Annotated in this window: 18 protein-coding genes and 1 tRNA gene; 5 read left to right on the forward strand and 14 right to left on the reverse strand. The window is 43.0% G+C overall.

What is annotated here, in order from left to right; translation table 11 throughout:
• Positions 1 to 241: 241 nt before the first annotated feature.
• Complete coding sequence (locus QY318_02050; GenBank protein ID WKZ31523.1) at positions 242 to 1,888, forward strand: glycosyltransferase family 2 protein; 1,647 nt, start codon at positions 242 to 244, stop codon at positions 1,886 to 1,888.
• Between the two features lie 99 nt (positions 1,889 to 1,987).
• Here QY318_02050 and QY318_02055 read toward each other — a convergent pair whose 3' ends face one another.
• Complete coding sequence (locus QY318_02055) at positions 1,988 to 2,221, reverse strand: GIY-YIG nuclease family protein (protein ID WKZ31524.1); 234 nt, start codon at positions 2,219 to 2,221, stop codon at positions 1,988 to 1,990.
• Between the two features lie 100 nt (positions 2,222 to 2,321).
• Here QY318_02055 and QY318_02060 point away from each other — a divergent pair, with 100 nt between their 5' ends.
• The 3 genes from QY318_02060 to QY318_02070 all read left to right on the forward strand — a co-directional run bounded on the left by QY318_02060 (position 2,322) and on the right by QY318_02070 (position 6,001).
• Positions 2,322 to 3,590 (forward strand): cell division FtsA domain-containing protein, encoded by a 1,269-nt coding sequence (locus QY318_02060; GenBank protein WKZ31525.1) that lies wholly within the window; start codon positions 2,322 to 2,324, stop codon positions 3,588 to 3,590.
• 120 nt (positions 3,591 to 3,710) lie between these two features.
• Positions 3,711 to 5,849: a baseplate J/gp47 family protein gene (locus QY318_02065; GenBank protein ID WKZ31526.1), complete on the forward strand. Its 2,139-nt coding sequence runs from the start codon at positions 3,711 to 3,713 to the stop codon at positions 5,847 to 5,849.
• Between the two features lie 8 nt (positions 5,850 to 5,857).
• Positions 5,858 to 6,001 (forward strand): hypothetical protein, encoded by a 144-nt coding sequence (locus QY318_02070; GenBank protein ID WKZ31527.1) that lies wholly within the window; start codon positions 5,858 to 5,860, stop codon positions 5,999 to 6,001.
• Positions 6,002 to 6,099: 98 nt separating this feature from the next.
• Here the strand turns inward: QY318_02070 and QY318_02075 are convergent, their stop codons facing one another.
• The 5 genes from QY318_02075 to QY318_02095 form a co-directional block, all read right to left on the reverse strand.
• On the reverse strand, positions 6,100 to 6,378 hold the full coding sequence (locus QY318_02075) for a hypothetical protein (GenBank protein ID WKZ31528.1): 279 nt from the start codon (positions 6,376 to 6,378) through the stop codon (positions 6,100 to 6,102).
• 270 nt (positions 6,379 to 6,648) lie between these two features.
• Positions 6,649 to 7,050: an SMI1/KNR4 family protein gene (locus QY318_02080; GenBank protein WKZ31529.1), complete on the reverse strand. Its 402-nt coding sequence runs from the start codon at positions 7,048 to 7,050 to the stop codon at positions 6,649 to 6,651.
• Between the two features lie 190 nt (positions 7,051 to 7,240).
• Positions 7,241 to 7,327, reverse strand: a tRNA-Ser gene (locus QY318_02085).
• Positions 7,328 to 7,566: 239 nt separating this feature from the next.
• A complete protein-coding gene (locus QY318_02090; protein ID WKZ31530.1) occupies positions 7,567 to 7,863 on the reverse strand; it encodes an SHOCT domain-containing protein in 297 nt (98 codons plus the stop codon).
• A gap of 331 nt (positions 7,864 to 8,194) precedes the next feature.
• A complete protein-coding gene (locus QY318_02095; GenBank protein ID WKZ31531.1) occupies positions 8,195 to 8,482 on the reverse strand; it encodes a hypothetical protein in 288 nt (95 codons plus the stop codon).
• 207 nt (positions 8,483 to 8,689) lie between these two features.
• Between QY318_02095 and QY318_02100 the strand changes: the two genes are divergently transcribed.
• Positions 8,690 to 10,732, forward strand: a complete 2,043-nt coding sequence (locus QY318_02100; GenBank protein WKZ31532.1) for a phage holin family protein — start codon at positions 8,690 to 8,692, stop codon at positions 10,730 to 10,732.
• Here the strand turns inward: QY318_02100 and QY318_02105 are convergent.
• From QY318_02105 to QY318_02140, 8 genes are all read right to left on the reverse strand, one after another.
• A complete protein-coding gene (locus tag QY318_02105; GenBank protein WKZ31533.1) occupies positions 10,729 to 12,090 on the reverse strand; it encodes an O-antigen ligase family protein in 1,362 nt (453 codons plus the stop codon). The two genes, QY318_02100 and QY318_02105, sit on opposite strands and share 4 nt — an antisense overlap.
• Before the next feature lie 154 nt (positions 12,091 to 12,244).
• The gene (locus tag QY318_02110) at positions 12,245 to 12,817 is read right to left on the reverse strand and encodes a KH domain-containing protein (protein ID WKZ31534.1); all 573 of its coding nucleotides are present in this window, start codon (positions 12,815 to 12,817) and stop codon (positions 12,245 to 12,247) included.
• Positions 12,818 to 12,961: 144 nt separating this feature from the next.
• A complete protein-coding gene (locus QY318_02115) occupies positions 12,962 to 13,837 on the reverse strand; it encodes a YidC/Oxa1 family membrane protein insertase (protein WKZ31535.1) in 876 nt (291 codons plus the stop codon).
• A 231-nt stretch (positions 13,838 to 14,068) separates the two neighbouring features.
• Positions 14,069 to 14,317: a membrane protein insertion efficiency factor YidD gene (gene yidD / locus QY318_02120; protein ID WKZ31536.1), complete on the reverse strand. Its 249-nt coding sequence runs from the start codon at positions 14,315 to 14,317 to the stop codon at positions 14,069 to 14,071.
• Positions 14,318 to 14,416: 99 nt separating this feature from the next.
• Positions 14,417 to 14,770: a ribonuclease P protein component gene (gene rnpA / locus QY318_02125; GenBank protein WKZ31537.1), complete on the reverse strand. Its 354-nt coding sequence runs from the start codon at positions 14,768 to 14,770 to the stop codon at positions 14,417 to 14,419.
• Between the two features lie 106 nt (positions 14,771 to 14,876).
• Complete coding sequence (gene rpmH / locus QY318_02130) at positions 14,877 to 15,059, reverse strand: 50S ribosomal protein L34 (GenBank protein ID WKZ31538.1); 183 nt, start codon at positions 15,057 to 15,059, stop codon at positions 14,877 to 14,879.
• Positions 15,060 to 15,145: 86 nt separating this feature from the next.
• Positions 15,146 to 17,797 carry an ATP-binding protein gene (locus QY318_02135; protein ID WKZ31539.1) on the reverse strand — a complete coding sequence of 884 codons (2,652 nt, stop codon included), beginning with the start codon at positions 17,795 to 17,797 and terminating at the stop codon, positions 15,146 to 15,148.
• Positions 17,794 to 19,368: a hypothetical protein gene (locus tag QY318_02140; GenBank protein ID WKZ31540.1), complete on the reverse strand. Its 1,575-nt coding sequence runs from the start codon at positions 19,366 to 19,368 to the stop codon at positions 17,794 to 17,796. Before QY318_02140 ends, QY318_02135 begins: the two co-directional genes overlap by 4 nt.
• Positions 19,369 to 19,378 lie beyond the last annotated feature (10 nt).

Here is a 19,378-nt window from a genome sequence, read left to right on the forward strand (position 1 = left end):
AGTTCTGTTACATTAGATTGTGACGGGCGTAGTCTGTGGTGCTGCGCCCGAATGTACCCCACGTAGCAGTCACCTCTACCCCAGGTGGCTGATCAGTTCGGGTGCGGCACCCCCACGAATTTTCATACGCACTTAAGTCGTGAATGCCACACACATCCTTGTTAAATTTCATTAAATTAGTGATAATCATTAAACTTTCGCATTTAAATAAGGGTAAACCGCTTTAAAACAGAGCAATTCAATGAGGAGCGCTGACTTCGACAAACCAATAGACGAGGCTATCGACAAGACCAAGCAGGAGCTGGATGAGCTAGCTCTACTTGAAAAAGGTAAGGCTACAATTGAAGACACCAAACCAAAGGACAGGAACAGCGGCTATCCTACACATGTGCCACGCTGGTTTACTAGGACAGTTGAAATTGTGCCCGGAATATTCACATGGCTTATGATCCTACTGCCGTTTATAACGGCACTAATGGGTTACCCGCAGGTCATTATTATATATGTATCGTTTTTAACGATTTACTGGTCATATCGAGGTGTGAAATTTCTGGTCAGTCTTTTTATGGGATATAGCAGGTATAAGCACGATATGGCGTTTGATTTTGCTGGAGAGATGGTGAAGGTGGCTAAAGAGTCGGGTCAAGAACTACCCTACTATGTCTATATCTGCCCAGTTGTAAATGAAGGAATGGACGTCCTCGAACCCACGTTTGAGGCATTTGCCAAACAGGATATAGATCCCAAAAGAATCTCAGTTGTATTTGCTCTTGAGGAAAGATTCGAAGCTGTAAGTAAACCGAATGCGGAGAAAATTATCGAGAAGTTTGGAAGCAATTTTAGGGAATCAATGATTTCGGTACATCCAAATGATATCGAGGGCGAAGTGCTGGGAGTTAAAGGTGCAAATATTAACTGGGCGACAAGGAATTTCGTCAAAATCGTGAAAGCTCGAGGAGAGGATATTGCAGATTACCTTTTGATCACAGCTGATAGCGACATGAGACCACATCCAAAATATCTCTCAGCAATCACCTGGAAATACCTAACAGACGACAAACCGCTCCGACGCTTCTACTCTACCGCGATTCACACATTCAATAATAATGTATGGCGAGTTCCGCCAATCAATCGTGTATTCTCAATTTCATTAACCATGGCCCTATTCCATGACTGGGTTGTCCGCGGAAAGAAGCGTGAGACCTTCTCATCATATGTTGTGAACCTGCAAACAGTGCACGACGTCGGCTATTGGGATCCGCAGATCGGAATCGACGACACTACATTCTACTGGAATGCCTTGATACGCTTCGCTGGTGACTTCAGCGGAAAAGAGGTCTACATCCCTACATATAATGATGCTGTCGAGAACCAGACCTTCTGGAAAAGCCACAAATCTCTGTATAAACAGCAGCACCGTTGGGGCTGGGGAATTATCGTCTTCCCAATGACTTTTGCGGGGCTTTACAAGAATAAGGATGTGCCATTTATGACAAAGATGCGGATGATCTTCCGAGTAACTGAGAATCAGCTACTCTTTCTAACCGTTGTATATACCATCACCCTCTCATTACCTATTTTGCAGATCTTCAGTATTGAGTATCAGTACAGCGCCGCCTCATACAATCTCGCACGAATGATGCGCTACATTCTTACTGTTTTGATGTTCTTCAATATCCCTATCTTCATGATTAGGCAGAAAATCACCCCTTCCCCTTCTAATTGGCCGCTGTGGAGGAAAATCTTGGATTTCTTTGAGGTTGTATTGGTAAGTATCAACATGCTTACAATCGGCTTTATCCCGAAAATTCATGCTCAAACTGAGATGTTGCTCAACAGGTTCAATAAGAAGTATTACGCGACAGAGAAAGTTGCAATCAAAAAGTAGGCCGCTAGCCTATAATGCGTAGCATTTCACGGCTCATTTGGCATAATTAATAGGCAAGTATAACCCGTGTGAGTATTAAATGTGGGAAATCGGTAGGCTCTACTTAACTCTTTTCATCGCGGCATACCAGACATTCCCATGTTGCTTCAGTTTCTTCTCGCGGTCGTACGCGGCAAGCATTATCATGTAACCCTCCACATATACAAGCTCCCACCTATGTTTCTTGGTGTAGCCTCTGTTTAATAATGAATTGTGCTGATTGAGGCGTAGTAGAAGATTAGATGTTACACCAATGTAAAATGGATACCGCCTTGGTTTAATTGATTTGAGCACATATACGAAGTACACATTTAATTATGGAGGAGAGGTGTTAAATTCGATTAAAATTTCACCTATCCACTGGCTATAAGTTAGCGGCATGATATACTAAGTTATGTTCAAGCTGCCTTTCCTTGGCCAGAAAGATGAGAAAATCCAGATAACGCCTGATACACATCTTGTTGCGATTGATATCGGGACAGAAGCGCTTAAAACGATACTTTTCACGATCGATCAGTTCGGCGTCCACGTTAAAAAAGTGGCGCGCATCAACCAGCAGCAAAACGCAGTCAGCAAAGGTGTAATCCAAAACCTAAACACGGTAATGGAGAATTGCAACCTTGCCATAAACCAACTCACTAACGAGTTACCCGAAGAACAATTGCCAAAGCACTCAGTAATGGGCATCGCAGGCGAGTATGTTCAAGGCGTTTCAATCATTGTGAACTATGAACGGGAAGAAAAGTATGACTTCGAAGTTACGGAGAAAGAAGAGGCACGCATAATTAGCAAAGTACACCAGCAAATATCCGAAGAGGGCAAAGAAGATCTGGCACGCCGCACAGGCCTAATGCGTGAAGATATTGAGATTCTACATATAACCGTGACCGGCATGGAAATCGGTGGGATGAATGTAGAATCACTCCAGGGATTCCGTGGGAAAAGTGTCAGGCTTTACTTCTATGCCTCTTTCGCACCAAAGACATATATCGAAGCGTTGAAATCGGTGGCTAATGGGTTAAACATGTCACTAATGGGGATCGTTGCACAGCCGTTTGCTGTTGCGCGCGCCTATGCAGGCGCGCGCAACAAAGACTTCTCAGCAATCTTTGTCGATATCGGCGGTGGCACAACCGATGTCGCAGTCGTTAAAAATGGAAATGTCCTAGACACCCAAATGTTTGGATTTGGTGGGCGTGTATTTACTAAAGAGCTTGCCGCAGCCATGAACCTCGATTATAGGCATGCAGAGATGCGCAAGATTAAATATTCAAATAATGAGCTAGACGACAAGATTAAAAACGAGGTTAAAAAGCATATGAGAGAGACAACCTCAGTGTGGATCAAAGGATTGAAGGCTGCAATCGAGAGCATCGAGGATGTAGAGGTGATGCCGACCCAGATCTATCTCTGTGGTGGTGGCGCACTTTTACCAGATATTAAGAATAGTATGCTAGAGTATCCGTGGACTCAGCTGCTACCCTTCCCGACAGTACCGAAGATCAATATCTTCCTCCCTGAGAGACTTTATGAGATTACAGATGAGTCTGGCGAGCTGAAAAATGCATTTGATGTTACACCAGCCGCACTTGCTCGTTTTGCATATGATAAGATAACAAAGCCCGAAAACTACTACTTCAGCACAATTAATGATTCCAAGTGAGTGCATTAATTGCGACAGCCTGCCCACGATTGCCAACGGTTAAAGAATTTACTATGCTCAATTAAGAATTTAACGCTACTTTGGTATTAATTCGCCAAGTCGCAAGAATAATAGAGGATCATGAACCTGAATTCGAATGTTAAAAAAATTGTAATAAAGCCCGATCACGAGCTTACGGATGTGATTCGCCAAGTCAAGAATGCGAAGGAGGATCGCATTGTCCTCACATTCACAGAGAAATCTGACATGCTTGTTAGCCCTATCAATATGAAGGTGCTTCTCGAAGAGGCCGATGCAAATAGCAAGCTACTTGTAACCCAGATCATCCAAAACCCGGCCGGTATCCGCAACTCGAAAGCGGCGGGAATTATCACAACCGACAGCTCTGGTGCAGTTGACGAGGATATGTGGAGTAAAGCAGAAGAGACCTTCTCAAATCGTGTCGCAGCATTTCAGAGTCAGCTTAAGTCAAACCGTACAACCCATCAGGACACAGATACACATGCTGATCCTGAAGCAGATATTATTGTAGACCTCACCGACACAGTCAAAAATCCTGTCACCGAGATTGAATTTGAAGATCAGAACCCTGAGCTGACCCATGTTGAGGAGCTAACCACTGAATCGTCTCCAGATGAGATGAGCGATCTACAGGTAGATGATATGAGCCATAAAGCTGAAGAGGTTGCAGGTGAGGAGAATACACCGGACATGCAAAGCCAGACAAATCAGCCCGAGACAGCATTTAGCAAGCGAGTAAACAGCGCGATTAAACGCTCACAGGAAGAGCTAATCCGCAAGAGCAGCAGCAAGAAGGTTGTAAGCGAAAGCGGAGTTGCGATCGCACTCGACAGCGACATTGACGATCAATCAGCTGGTAGTGCAAATTCTATGGTCGGTAAAGATTTCAATGCAATGACGCCGGGTGGGATGGCAAAGGCACCATCAAAGATCCCTGCAATGTCTGGCGCACAGATGTTTAAAGCACCTGGTGGCAAAGCTACATCTGGAGCCAAGTTCAATTTCGCAAATTTGAAGCTACCAAAGATAAATATGGCCGCCCTAAAGAAGAAAGGTCCTATTGTTGCGATCCCCATTGCTTTAGTTGCCCTATTCATCGTCTACATCGTGTATGCAAACGCTCCTTTTGCTTCTGCCAAGATCTATATTGAGAGTCGTCCAGTCGAGGTCGAGGAATCATTCACCGGTAAGCCAGATGTCACAGAATTTAATGTCGAAGATAGAATGGTCCAGATCAAGCAGGAAGTGGTAGAAAAGGGTCGCTCCGACTCTCGTGAGACCACCCAGACAGCACGTCGTGGTGAGAAGGCCGATGGTATAGCAAATGTGAGATGCTATCTAAATGGATCTCTAGAGCTAGCCGAGGGTACAGTGATAACTGCGCCAAACGGTCTCCAGTTCCAGACCTTAGCCACAGTGACTATGATCTGCCCATGGCAGGAAACTGTCGCAGTCGAAGCACTGGCTGTTGGAAGCGAATACAACATGCAATCGGGTACACTGTTCTCGGTACCAAACTACAATGTAAACCAGGTGGTTATGCAAAATGATCTTTCGGCATTTACAGGTGGCTCAAGCGAGGAGTACCAGGTGGTTGGACAGGTCGACATCGACAACGCCAGCAAAGATCTACAGGAATCAGCCTTCGAAGAGGCTAATAGTGAGCTTCAAGAGATGGCAAAAGATGGCTGGAAAATTATTGATTCAACGATCAAGAACGAGGTTGTTGGTGGTGTGAAAAGCGATTACCCTGTCGGTGCAGAGGCGGAAATAGTTAATGTGTCTTTGGAGACTAAATCAACCGCGCTTTATTATAAGGAGGATGAGATAAAAGATGTGGGTGAAGAGCTTCTACTCGAGGCTGCTCGTGAGCAGAATCTGTTCGATTCAGATGAAGATCTTGAGCTGAAGCTTGGTGATGATATTTTAACTGAGGTAAGTGTGGAAAAAGTCGAGGACACGACAGTGACAATAAAAGTGAAATCTTCCGGCTCAGTTAAGCCCGACGTCGACAAGAATCAGATCATTGCTGACCTAAAGGGCATGGGCTGGGAAAATGGTACAAAGTATCTTGAAGATCTTAACTTCACATCTAAGGACCCTCAATATGAGTTCTCCCCTACCTGGTTCCCAGGATTCTTGTGGAGATTCCCATCAAAGCAGGGCCGGATCAAGCTCGTAGTCGAAGAAGTTGAGAGACCTGCCGAGGAGAATACGAGTGAGGCGACTGAGGAGTAAACCGACACATGGTTAAATTGTGGAAGGCGATTAGGCGAGTCTCTCCAATTCTTAAGGAGTACATGAACGGTGAAATTAGTGACAAAGCGCTTATTGAGAGGCTGGATCTATTTTTTGTGAAATTTAGTGAGAAGAGCGAACTGGAGATGTAGGTTGGCACTTAGGTTCACACGGAGAGAAATGGATGGACGCTCGGTCGATGCCCAACTATCGATTACTCTTAACAAATCTAGTGTGTAAAAAGGTTGGTCTAATCCTCTGACCGAACATTGGACACCTTCAGATCCTCTGATTTGTAAAAAAAATACCCACAGTGCTCTGTAAATATCCCTATTTCCCCTAAGAGCTCATTCTTAATATAAAAGGCATATCTCAATTTCATAGTTGAGTCATCTGGGAATAAAACCTCAACAGTACTATTAGCGTCAAAATCAGTCGCTTCTAAGGTTTTACGTGCCTGGCCCGTTCGCTCATATGTATATTTTTCAATTTGTTCAACCCAGTTATCTGGGACAATATTGCTTACCATTTTTGTATTATATACTGCTTATACACTTTATCCTACGGAGAGAAAGGGATGTTTATGCGTGTCACTTCGACCCTCTCAATAAATCAGGGAGTTGAGCTGCTCCCTGATATACGTACCCCCGCTCGCTTCGCGAAGCAGAGGTTCTCACAATAATCTTCTTCATTGATCTCCAACCATCCAGAGGCTTTCGGAGATTAAATGCAAAACTACTCTTATAGTTAGTGCAAAAGATACAACAGTTCGTATAGCTCAAAGTAAGATTTTGATGCGTTACCCGAAATAACCCTTTTCATATACCTTTTGAAAAAATTCCTCCATATTTTTACCTAGTTCAATAATTGCGTCGTATTCGAACATAAATGGAATAAGAATAACTTTCGATTGATTTTCTCTTAGATCGAAGGCTATAGCTTCACCTCCACCATTTGATCCTATTAAAAAGATTCCAGGAGTAAACTTTTCTACCTCATAATTGGCATTCATTTGCTTTAGATCTTCGACTTTGTACAGTATTAAATATTCCTCACCAATAAATCCTTCCCCACCATTATGTAGCTGTAGAAATGATAAATAATCAGAGGGTGTATTATCCGGCAAGTTTAGATCTAATAGGAGTTTTTTATCGACTCCTGGGTTGCCATTAAATTTTTTAAGATATTTCTCGTTGATCATGTTTATAAATATTCATAAATAATTTTTGAACTCGGAGAGAAAGGGATGGACGCTCGGTCGCTTTGCTCCCTCTCTAGATATCAGGGAGTTAAACTGCTCCCTGATATACGTACCCCTGCTCGCTTCGCGAAGCAGAGGTTCTCACAATAATCTTCTCCGTTGACCTGCAACCCGATGGGTTACAGGTCAACGGAGAGAAAGGGATTCGAACCCTTGGCACAGTTTCCTGCGCGCACGCACTCCAAGCGTGTCCTTTCGACCACTCAGGCATCTCTCCTCTGCTTTCTTTTGGCTAATATGAGCCTCAGAAAGAGCATCAAGAGTATATCAAAAGTACTGTTTGGCTTAAAGAAGCTTGGATCATGATAATTGCAACTATTTGAAGAGATGCTTCTCAACCTTATCGAGGCTGCACAATAGTGCCATTGAATCATTAGAGAGCTTCGCAAGTTCCGATTGTATCAATAGAAAAAAGCCCAAGAAGATCTTGGGCCTAAGATCTATACCGTTTAGATACTACATCTTCGCAAGAATTTCTTGCTTCTTCTGTGTAAATTCTTCCTCTGTGAGGATTCCTTTATCTCTAAGATCTGCTAATTTCTGAAGCTCTGCTGCATAATCAACTGCAGGAGCATCTGCCACTGGAGCGTCTGCTGCTGGCATTGGTGCTTGCTGCATCTGCGGATCTTGTGGTGCAGCCTGTGCCTGCTGCTGCGCCTGGTTACTTCCCTCGATATTCTTGCGGATTGCTCGGTTTGTTCGTGCACTGCTAACCGCCTGTGCAGTAACTGCTGCTCTTAATAATCTACCCATTATTGTGTGGTGTTAATTTATTATTACTGGATTATATCACGGCGGAGATGAAGGATTGGTTTTGGGGATTTGGAGAGAAAGGGATATCTACGTGTGCCACTTCGTGGCAACTTCGCTGTCCGTCATGCTTCCCACTCACTTCGCTCGCGGAGCATGTCCGCTCGAACCCTTGGCACAGTTTCCTGCGCGCACGCACTCCAAGCGTGTCCTTTCGACCACTCAGGCATCTCTCCTTTGCTTTCTTTTAGCTCATTTGAGCCTTAGAAAGAGCATCAAGAGTATATCAAAAGTACTGTTTGGCTTAAAGAAGCTTGGATCGTGGTAATTGCGACTATTTGAAGAGATGCTTCTCAACCTTATCGAGGCGAGCACTATTCCCATCAACCTGGGCTTGGGTTAGTGGCAGCTCTGCCATTACGTAACTGTGGATCTGCATTACAAGATCCTGTAGGCTTCCGAAGTTGACCTTGAAGTCTGCAAATGCAGTCTCAAGTTTATCAAATCTCTCTTCTAGTTCATCAAAACGAGCGTCAATACTTGCAAACTTTAAGTCCTGCGTTGTAAACCTTTTCTCCATCAAAGCATCAATTAATTGTAGGTCTTTCTTTGTAAGAGCCATATCGCAATCAATATAAACTTAGTTGATTATATTCGATTATAAAAAGTAGATGTTAAAAATTTGTGAAATCTGGGAAATTTGTACTCCATGTTAAAACATTCTCTCTCTACTCAAAACTACCCCCTTCATCCTCCCTACCAAGCGACTTTTGTGCGATAATATTAATGAAATCTTAATGAACTTAAAATTTAGCTTTGCAGGAATTTAATGAAAGGAATTCTTCTCAAGGAGTACAAACCCGCCCGAATGCTGTATAAGCTGTTTTTCGAGTTGATAGCAATCCCTATTGTTGCGCTGTTTCTTCCCGGTGTGTCAATTGATAGCTATCTGCAGCTAGCCATTCTTATCACATTAACTTCTGCTGTCTTTGCACTGATTTGGCCAATCATTGCGAAGTATCTTTTAACAATCCTTCTCTACTCCGCTGGCATCTTAAACCTCCTACTTAATACATTAATCATCTGGCTACTCGCCCAGTTATTCCCTGGCGTTCAAATTGAGACACTATGGAGTGCCTTTATGGTGAGTATCTTAATAATGGGTTTTCGTATGTTGGCCGACGCTATTTTAAATATAGATGAAGAGGGCTCGTTTTACCGTCTATACACCAAGCGTGTCGCCTATAAGAATAGCCCTATAAAAGAACAGCTTGAGTCGTCAAAAGAATTAGATGATGGGACAATTTTTATAGAGATCGACGGATTGTCCGCCGATGTCCTTAAATTTGCTGTCAGAAATGGCTATATGCCAACTTTACAACAGCTGATGATGGAACAGGGCTATAAGATTCGTGAATGGGTCTGCGAGTACGGTGCATCCACACCGGTATGCCAGGCAGGAATACTCCAAGGAAAGAATAAAAATCTACCAGCATTCAGGTGGTTCGACCGATCCGAGCAGAAAGTGAAGACAGGAAACAATCCTCAGCACTCTGCAGAGGTATTAAAAGAGATATCGAATGGTAAAGGGCTGTTAGCTGATCATGGAATTAGCATCGGTAATATTTTTACAGGTGACGCAGAAGAGAGTGTTGCAACATTTAGTACGCTTCTAAATAAGAAAGATCGAGGTCTAAATTATTTTTACTACTATTTCCTAAATCCTGATAACTACTTAAGGTCGTTTGTACTTTTCTGGATTGATGTTCTCTCGGAGATTAAAGATCAGCTATATCTTCAGGCTTATAACATTCAACCTCGAATCAGAAAACAGTGGACTATGCCATTCATACGAGGTTTTCTCTCTATCTTTATGAGGGATATGCTTACCAGCGTGCTTATTGGGAAGATGTATGAAGGGATTAAAAATGTATATATCGTTTATGCTGGGTACGATTTTATTGCCCATGAAAACGGGTTGGAGAGAGGTGAGGCGATTAAGGCCTTGACGCAGACCGATAGAAAGATCAGCAATATAATGAAAGCGGCACAAACGACCCCTAGAAAATATCGGTTTGTGTTTCTGTCGGATCATGGGCAAAGCCAGGGAGCAAGCTTTAAGCAGCGCTACGGCTACTCTATTGATAAGTATATTTCTGAGATTGTTGGTCATTCGGCAGGAATCGAGGCATTGGAGCTTTCAGAGCCTGAAGCTGTTGATCAGCTAAGCCTCATATTGACTGAACAGTCCTATGAAAGCGGTAAGATTCACAAGGCAATTGGGAAGCTTTTCAGGCAAAAAACAAGGCCACTACCATCAAATAAGAAAGTGAAAAAGGTGTTGAGTGATGGGTCAAGTAGCCGTGCTGACATAAATAAGATCGTATGCCTCTTCTCGGGCAACCAAGCCGAGCTCTACTTTAAAGGCAATAAAAAGCGAGTAACAGTAGAGGAGATTAATGAAAAATATCCTAAGCTTATAAACTTGCTGAGCAGCCACCCAGGCGTCGGTTTTATATCGGTAGTCAGCGAGAAAGATGGCCCGCTAGTGATTGGCAAAAAAGGTACAAGATACCTAGATTCCGACAAGCTTAAAGGCCAAGATCCACTCCTAAACTTTGATAAATATGCTGTTGACCAGCTTAAGCAGGTAAATACTTACGATACAGCTGCGGACATTATTATTAACAGCACACTTTACAGAAACACCGATGAAGTAGCAGCGTTTGAAGAGTTTATTAGCAGCCATGGTGGCATAGGTGGTGGTCAGACAAAGCCGTTCATCATGTTTCCAAAGCAGTTTGAGTACCCAGCCCAGCCAGTTTACAGGTCAACTGAGCTTCACAAAGTTATGAAATCCTGGCTCGCTTAAGATTTCCTACTTATAGTTAGGTAAACAAGCGAAAGATTCATGAAAAGAAATATTGTTATGCCCTGAGGTAGGGTTAAAAGATAATGATCTAGAAGACCGATTATTAATATTGATGAAATAATCGATACTGTGTAGTAGAAGTCTTTACTCCTCAACAGACTGTACCCCCAAAAGGCGATCATGAAAAGGATCGTAGCGACCCCGGCGAACAATCCATTCTCTAAGATCAAGAGCAAGAAGATGTTGTGAACAGGTTGGTTTAATGTAAATCCACCAGTCGTTTGAAGCTTAATCTTCTCGTAAATTTCAACCGATCTTCCAATTCCTGTGCCTACAAGCCAATTCTCTTTAATGCCCGAAATTGCTGCTTGAGAAAGCTTCAACCGATCTTCAAAGCTCTCGTCTTGTATATTCGATGGCGAGAGTCGTTGCATAAACACAGGAATTCCTATTACAGCAAGGTTAACTTTCTTTTCATTAACTTTCTCTAATGTAAATTTCATTAACATTAGAAATGCAAAAACGGCAAATGCTAAAGCTGCTGAACGTGATAATGTGATAGCTATTCCGAGTGCGATTATAGAGTAAACAGCCACATTAAATATTAATGAAATATCAGCACGTTTAAACGGCCTAAAACTGCTCTGCCCAAACAGATAGGCTGCAAGCAGTAAATAACCAGCAAAAATATTAGGATGAGGGAAAGTGCCATAAGCTCTAAGAAAATCTTGCCCGCTATAGCTCCAGAAGCTCACACCCATTATTCCAGTCATTAAATTTGATTCTCCAAGAAAGCTTAATCCCATATCTGCCCCTCTATTTATCTGTGCCAGCCCAAGTCCAACCTCGAACAGCAAAATCAGAAGTCCAAGCCAAACGAACAGATATTTAATGAAATATTCATTAACTTTTTTAAACTTCATGAATATTTCATCTTTATCAAACAGAGCAAGTCCGATAAGATTGACAGCCACTAAATAGCGTACTCCAGAAATAAAGGTTATCCATTCTGGGTGTAGAAGGTAGTGCACCAGTAGGTATCCAAGCGATATAACCACTAAAAAAACACTCCAACGGGATAAACTGCGTCCAAAATCCACGAGAACACCTATAAGTGCAAGCAAAAGAAAAATATCTAGAATTGATAAAGTCGGAATAAGGTAGTTACTAATTATTAAATTTGCATATGGGTCGTATTCGAAAATCCCTTGAGGTAGCTGATAGGTGATATTGAAGGGTAGAGCCAAGAATAGAGTTATCAGGCCAGCAAAAGCATAGCTTTTTCCCTTCCATACAATATATGCCCATCCTATAAGTGAAAATGCGACAATGGCTGCTCGCTCATAACTCTCCTTCATTAAAAAGATACAAAGCGTGAGACCAAGAGCTAAAACGACCCATACAAGATATCTATGAATTAATGAAATAGTTTTCATGAGCACTATTGTAGCGCATCCGCAACTTCATGGCGCGATTAAATCGGCTGAGTCCAAGAAATAGCAGTCTAATAAGCTATTCTAATGCTTCGTCATTCAGCACATCGTCCGCTTCAGACTCACTGTTTGCGTCATCTGCATTTGATTCCTCACTAGCGCCCTCGATAACTGGGATGATTCGCACAAATCGATCTGGGGCTTCTCCCTGGCTCTCAGTTCGGATATCAGGGAACTGTGACAAAATCATATGAACCACCCTTCGCTCTGCTGGTGGAAGAGGCTCCATATCAACATAATCGCCAAGGATTCTTGCATCTTCAGCTTTCTGAAGAGCAATTCTCTCGATCTTGTCGAAGCGCGACCTTCTATACCCACCTACATCGACGTTTACATACACCGTACTATCTCCACCGTCCGCAAGCTCTCGATTTATCAAGAGGCTGACAATATACTGCAAGGCCTTTAGATGCCTACCGTGCTGGCCAATCATATAGCCCAAATCATCGCCTTCAAACTCAACCTTGATGACTTTGGCGTCACCGTCGTCTGAAGCCTCAATAGCATAGGTAATCTTTGCATCAATGTTCATCATTGACGAAAGATCTCCTACAATCTGCTGAGCCTTATTTAACAATTCTTGCTCATTCATAATTATTTTAATGAATATTAAATTAAAAATTTTTCATCTCTCAGGTACCTGTATAAATTCTCTTTAAGTGACCTAAGGTCAATTCTCGATAATTTATACAAGTACCTGATATGATTTCTAGGGCAGAAGGCACAACATCCAACTTTACTCTTTACTACTTGCTTTCTTGGCGGGACGAACTCTGCTCACAATCTTTTTCATAACTTCAATGCTCTTATCTTTATCCACCACTATATACTGCACAAACATCATTAATGATTGTACCAACCAGTATAATCCAAGCACCGCTGGTGCACTTAATGAAATCCACACAGTAAGAAGTGGGAATATCAGATTCATTGACTTCATCATCTGAGCCTGCATCTCTTGTGGATCCATAGGCTCATTCTTGTTACCCTTTTTCTCCGCTACGGCAGGCTTTTTAGCATTCTGGATCGACGACATAAATTTGGTGCTAAACCACTGAGCAATACCAACTGCTACACCTAGCAACAGGTATGGAATCGATTGAAGTGAGAAATACCCAACCTCTTTAGCCAAGGTTGTGTACTGAGTCGAAAGGTCAAGGAAAAGGAATTGTGTATTAATCTTTATATCACCACTGCCAAATACAAAATTCTCTACCCAAGGGTAAATTCCATCAGTATTACCATCTGTCACAGCTCGAATCACTCCAATCATCGCTGCCAGAACTACAAATTGTGGAAGCATCGAGCCAAGACAACCAACAGGATTGTAACCAACCTCGCGATAAAGCTTCATCTGCTCCTGACTTAGCTTCTGCTGATTATGCTTATACTGCTCCTGAAGCTTTTTCAGGCGTGGCTGCATCTCGGACATCTTGCTGGTCATCTCCATCTGTTTCTTCGTTGACGGGATAAGGGCCACCCTTACAATTACAGCAACAGCAATAACAGCCAACCCGAGGTTATCACCCAAAACAGCGTAAAACAGGAGCATTACGTTCAGGAACGGGCCGATTATTAATGTATGCCAAGCCGTGCTTAAAAACTCTATCATTAAAATTTCATTAATCGTTAAATATCCGACTATGATACGCGCACCCGATATTCTCAAGTGGGTAGGATGATCTCAGAACTCGGTATAAGATGTCTGAACAGTTCAGAAGCGTTCTTACAAGCTCTGAGCTAATGTCTCGCTGCTATCAATATCTGCATGGATTATACATCGGGAGTGCTCTCTCATCAAGGCAGCCTTCAACCACACAAACAGGCAATATTAATGAACAACTTACAGTTTCTCCGGCACAGGATCGTAGTGAGGCCTAGTACTCCACTCATGACAACTACCAACCCTTTTTATTGCCAACCAACCACCTCGCACAGCCCCAAAACGCTCAATAGCCTCATAGCCGTATTGTGAACAGCTTGGGGTATATCGACAATAACGAGTGTTAGGAAACAGCTTACCCGTGAAACCATGATCGAACGACAGTGTAGCTTGGTACAGTTTTATCAGTCCCATAAGGAGGTATTTCATATCTAATTATACCAGTTCGTATCTATTTTAAATTACTACGCCATTCCACGTGTAACGAAGTGGAGTTTTAACCACAGCAAAAACGCAAAGGAAACCTCGCTACGAAGCCAATTTTAAAGACTCAATCAGTTCTTTTTTAAGACTTGCAATTTCTTGTGGCATTTCGTATGCAACATATGAGTACTTACAATTTGCTCCATATTCAGGATTTTCTGCCATAAATTCGGTGATAATGCTTCTCAGCCAGCGGGTCATCTTATGCCGCGTCACAGCATTTCCAATTTTCTTACTTACAACAAAGCCAAATTGAGGCGGTACGTCGGTCGAAGACTCATTATGCGGAGCGGGGGACAGGGCAATCAGCATGCCATATTTGCCACGGTATTTCATTCCGTTTCTGTAAATTTTCTGAAAATCAGCTGTAGACTTGAGACGGTACTGCTTTGGAAGCATAGTCAGAGATAGTTACCTAAATATACCCAATTAAACACGCTACTATTGTGATGGTCAACAAAACCGCCACAAAGGAGAGCAATCAAAGTGAAGTAATATGAATAAACTAGCGGGCTTTTGACTTTGGCTTCTTACGGAGAAGCTTGAATTCGCTACTTACTGTGAGCTTCTTGCGACCCTTGGCCCTTCTTCGGCTAAGAACTCTTCGACCACCTTTGGTGGACATCCTAGCTCTGAAGCCAAGCTTCTTGATTCGCTTCATCTTTTTTGGTTGGTATGTTCTCTTCATTTCGCCTAAATTTGTACGTCAAAGTCTTTAGATGTGCAACTCGCTACCGACATGGCATGCAAAGTTGAAATCCTTCGGATTATATACTAACTCTCCTTATCTAGCAACGATTCGTCGGCCGCAGGCTCTTCTTCAACCTCTGCTGTCTCTTGACCGACAGCCTGCTGATTTGCAGCCGCAGCCTGAGCTATGGCATCAGCGATAGGTGGTTGAACTTCAGCATTAGGAGCGGCTACCCGCTCACTTACTGCGTTATCAGCGACTGGAGCTGTATCGACCGGGGCAACAGAGGCAGGTGTTGTAGGGGTTACGGCATTAACTGGATCTATAACTGCTACAGACCCCTCCAACGTCGCAGCAGGATCCACAGCCTCCGCAACTACCTCACCCGAATCAACCTTAGTTGCACCTATCTCCTCAACCACCGTAGTACCTTCTTCAGCCTTACTTCTCTCAACAACCTCACCATCAGCATTCCTCATCAAGCCAAGCCTGCTAAATAGATCCTTCTCATCACCATACCCCACATCCTCTTTCTGACCTGTAAACTTAGGAATAGTAAAGGTGAACACTGAGCCTTTACCAACCTCACTGGTCACGCTCAATTTACCACCCATCAGCTTCACCAAACCAAAAGTCACATATAGACCGAGACCAGTACCACCTGGCCGCACAATTTCGGGGCTCTTAGGCGTCCCATTACCCGCCTGACGATCAAGATACTGCCCAACCCTGAAGAACTTCTCACCCAACCTTGGGAGGGCTTCCTTGGGGATTCCAGGGCCTGTATCAGTAATTGAGACGGCGACCATCTTCGGATCGTTCACATCTACATTAACAATCACCGAGCCCTGCTCAGTATACTTAACCGCATTGCTCACCAGATTATCCATGACCTCACCAAGCCTCACCTTATCACCAAAGACAGGCAACTCAGCCGGCAATCCCTCCACTTTAAGCTCAAGCTTCTTGTCGTCGGCTTTCTCTTTCTGACTGAGGATCGCATCATTAATTGTAGTCACAAGATTTACCTTCTCTTTGACTAGCTCAATACGAGCCGCATCGATCTTGGTCGAGGTGAGCATTGTCTCGAGCAGCTTGATCTCTCTATGAATAGCGTCACGTAGGCGTTCTTGGTGGTGGAGATAGGTCTCAGCGTTGAATTTGTCGGGGTGTTTTTCGGCCTGCATGTCGAGGGCGCCGAGGGAGATTTTGATGATGGAGAGGGGGGTACGTAGTTCATGACCCATAATATCCATCATGTCTCGTTCTTTAGCGCGGATTTCGCGGAGTTCGTCGTATCTTTCGTTTAACTCACTTGTTGCCTGATCAATCTTCTTCTGAAGGGTTAAATTGAACTTCTGCACTTCGGAATAAAGTATAGATCTGCTTATTGCAACTGAGGTCATCTCTACAATAGATGTCAAGTATTCCAAATCTTGAATAGAATAAGCGCTCCCATTAGAGCTTTCTGAAATGAACAACCATCCAAAGGTTCCCTCTCCGTACTGGAACGGTATTGCGAGATTAATTCCATGCAGCCTCATCGCATATTCCAGTGTGTCTTTACCCTCTGTCGAGAGATAATCGAGTGCGTTGATCTCATCAATAATCACCGCCTCTTTTAGGTTCGCAAAGCCACTGCGTAAACTCTGAACATCTACGCTCTTTTCAAAATTTGAGAGAAAAAGTTCTTGTGAGGGATCAGCCCACAGCATGAACTTCGCATCATAAATCTCGGAAAGCATTGCGCCCAGCTGCTTCTCTATATCCTCGAGGCTTAGAGATGTTGAAACACTTTTTTGGTACTTATTTCTAGCATCATCCAAACGCTTCCTACCACCGAGGAGATCAAAAGCAATCTTTCTGAAATAGCTTTCAAGCGCCTGGAATGTAAAGTAGAACAGAACCGCTATAAAGAAGCCAGATATGATGGCTCTAGGATCGTAAACTGATCCCCATATATATGACTGGATGAAGAACGCTGCGTAGAAGCTTACAAGTACAAACACTGAGATTAAGAAAATATACAGTAGCCCTGTTAACACAAACCGTATTCCAAACAGCCTATACCTAATCAACACATAGGCTACAATAATGAAGAAGATAACTGACGATATCGGTCCAAATACAGCAGCTCCTGGGATTCCTAATATGGGCAATACTACTGAAAATATTAGACCCAAGGAGAAGGATAGAGTAAAACCCACGAAGATATAAAGCACTTTAACTCTATCCAATCCGTGAAGTGTCTCATACTTTTTCCATAGGTTTCGAATCGTGAGACCGACAAATATGACTGAGTAGACGAGAAAGATTGCATACAAAAAGCCCGGCTCAAAGTTTGCCCCACCTTCTGGCTTCAACTCGACCGAACTCACATTGTATGAGGTTGGCACTAGAACTAGTAGCGGTATTGAAAATAACAAACTCTTACCAACTTGAGTCCACTTAAACTTCTTCTCTCCATCGGGAAATGCCTTTGAGAACTCGTACATCAAAGGCATGAGAAGAATGGGGCCTATCATGGCTGCTCGAGTCCAAAATAGTACCTGCTGCTCATCCCGCAATATCTCACTCATGAGGTTTGCAAGAATCCAGAAAGAGACCGTGTAAATAATAAGAGCAAACAACTTTGAGATATTGTTCCTACCTACGATCAAGAGGTACATTCCCAGCACAACACTGGTGGCTAACGAAATAAGATAACCGATATTTGTGGCAGTTAATTCATTCATCCCTCTTTAACATCGTTATTATGCACATGCTTCATGCAATAATAATGAACGTCGCCTACTTGGGTGTCAATATGTAAAATCTTACCGAGGGAAAGTAGCGAGGTGTTTCCCATCGCTGCAGATAGATCTCCACCAAACCAGTTGATTCCAAACGTTTTTACAATTGTAATCAACCACGCGGCATAATCTTGCATTTTTATGGTTCCCTGATAGTCTGGGTGAGTACCAAAAGTAAGGGTGATGGCTACATCACGTCTTTCACCAATCTCACTGTTATTAATTACATAGCCTGGATTCTCAGTGTGCCATACCCCAGCTTTATGTCCAACATCAGAGTTCAGGAAAAGAAAAGATACTACCTTAGGGTTGTTGAGATCACTCTTGTCGATTACAAGATACTTAATCGATTTAGGATCTATCATGATATCGCGCAAAGTCTCTTCATCCATACTCTGATCAGGAACTGACAGCGTGTCCCTCATCCCAGCGTCAGCGTGAAAGGCTTTACTGTACGCGTCCAAGACTTTCAACTGAAGCTCTTCTGTAAACTCTAAAGGATCGTAAGGCTTTGCCTCTAGTACAAGATTTAATATGACACCATCTTTCTCCTGCTCTCTTTGCGCCTTAATAAGTCCCTTATTGGCTACACCCTTTACGGCTTCTCTATATCTATCGTATTTCCCGCTATTCAGAACAAGTTTTAAGTTTCGAGCACCATTAATAAGATCCAGTTGTCCAATGTTCAGATAGAAGTAGTGTTGTATTGACAGTACATCTGTGCTTGTATCTCCCGCTATTTCTACCGCAAGACGATCATCAAGTGTATTAGGTCGCATAATTTGAGAAAGGCTATACTCGCATCCAAGCAGGTAGTCACCATCGAACTGTTTACCTATTCGTTCTTGTACATCCTTCAGATTTACCTCTCCATTGTTACCGCCTTCAAGACCCACAATATATGCCAACTTCCCGTCATAAAGTAGCTGTGCCTTTTCGGGGAAACTGCTCTCGTTACGAAAGATTAGTTCACCAGGACGAAACACCTCCCCACCTGAAGCACCTACTAACCCATCAACAATCTTGTTTAATCGAGCATGCTTTGCGCCAATGCCTTTTAATTTCGGTGCTAAGACGGTAATGGCGGCAGACCCAAAATAGTAAGGGCTCCTTAGCTTCTTGACGAGTCTATTATCAGTTTGTGTGAGTCCTTGATATATATTTGAAGGACCATCACTGATCTGATCTAAACCTAGTGCTCTTTTCGAGAGCCATGACACGGTCGAAATACTACTTAACGTCGATTGTACCTCCTCGCTATCCGCCCCGAAGTTTACGTAGTAAACTTTGGCACCGTTCTGTAACTCCACGTAGCATAACGGTGTGTTTATACCTTCGCCAGATTCGTGAGCACTCTGTCTAATATACCCCCAATCACTCTCACTTAATGTAGATAAGTGAGCATTATTTCCTTCCTTCACATCGATTACTCTTTTCGATCTCTCACTTGATTGGACCGATTCCCCCATCTGTTGTCCAACCGTACCAGGTGTTGTAATGTTGTATGTAGTCATTATAGTGTTG

This window comes from Candidatus Dojkabacteria bacterium, from assembly GCA_030583845.1.
In the GTDB taxonomy this organism is placed as follows: domain Bacteria; phylum Patescibacteriota; class Dojkabacteria; order SC72; family JAHDCA01.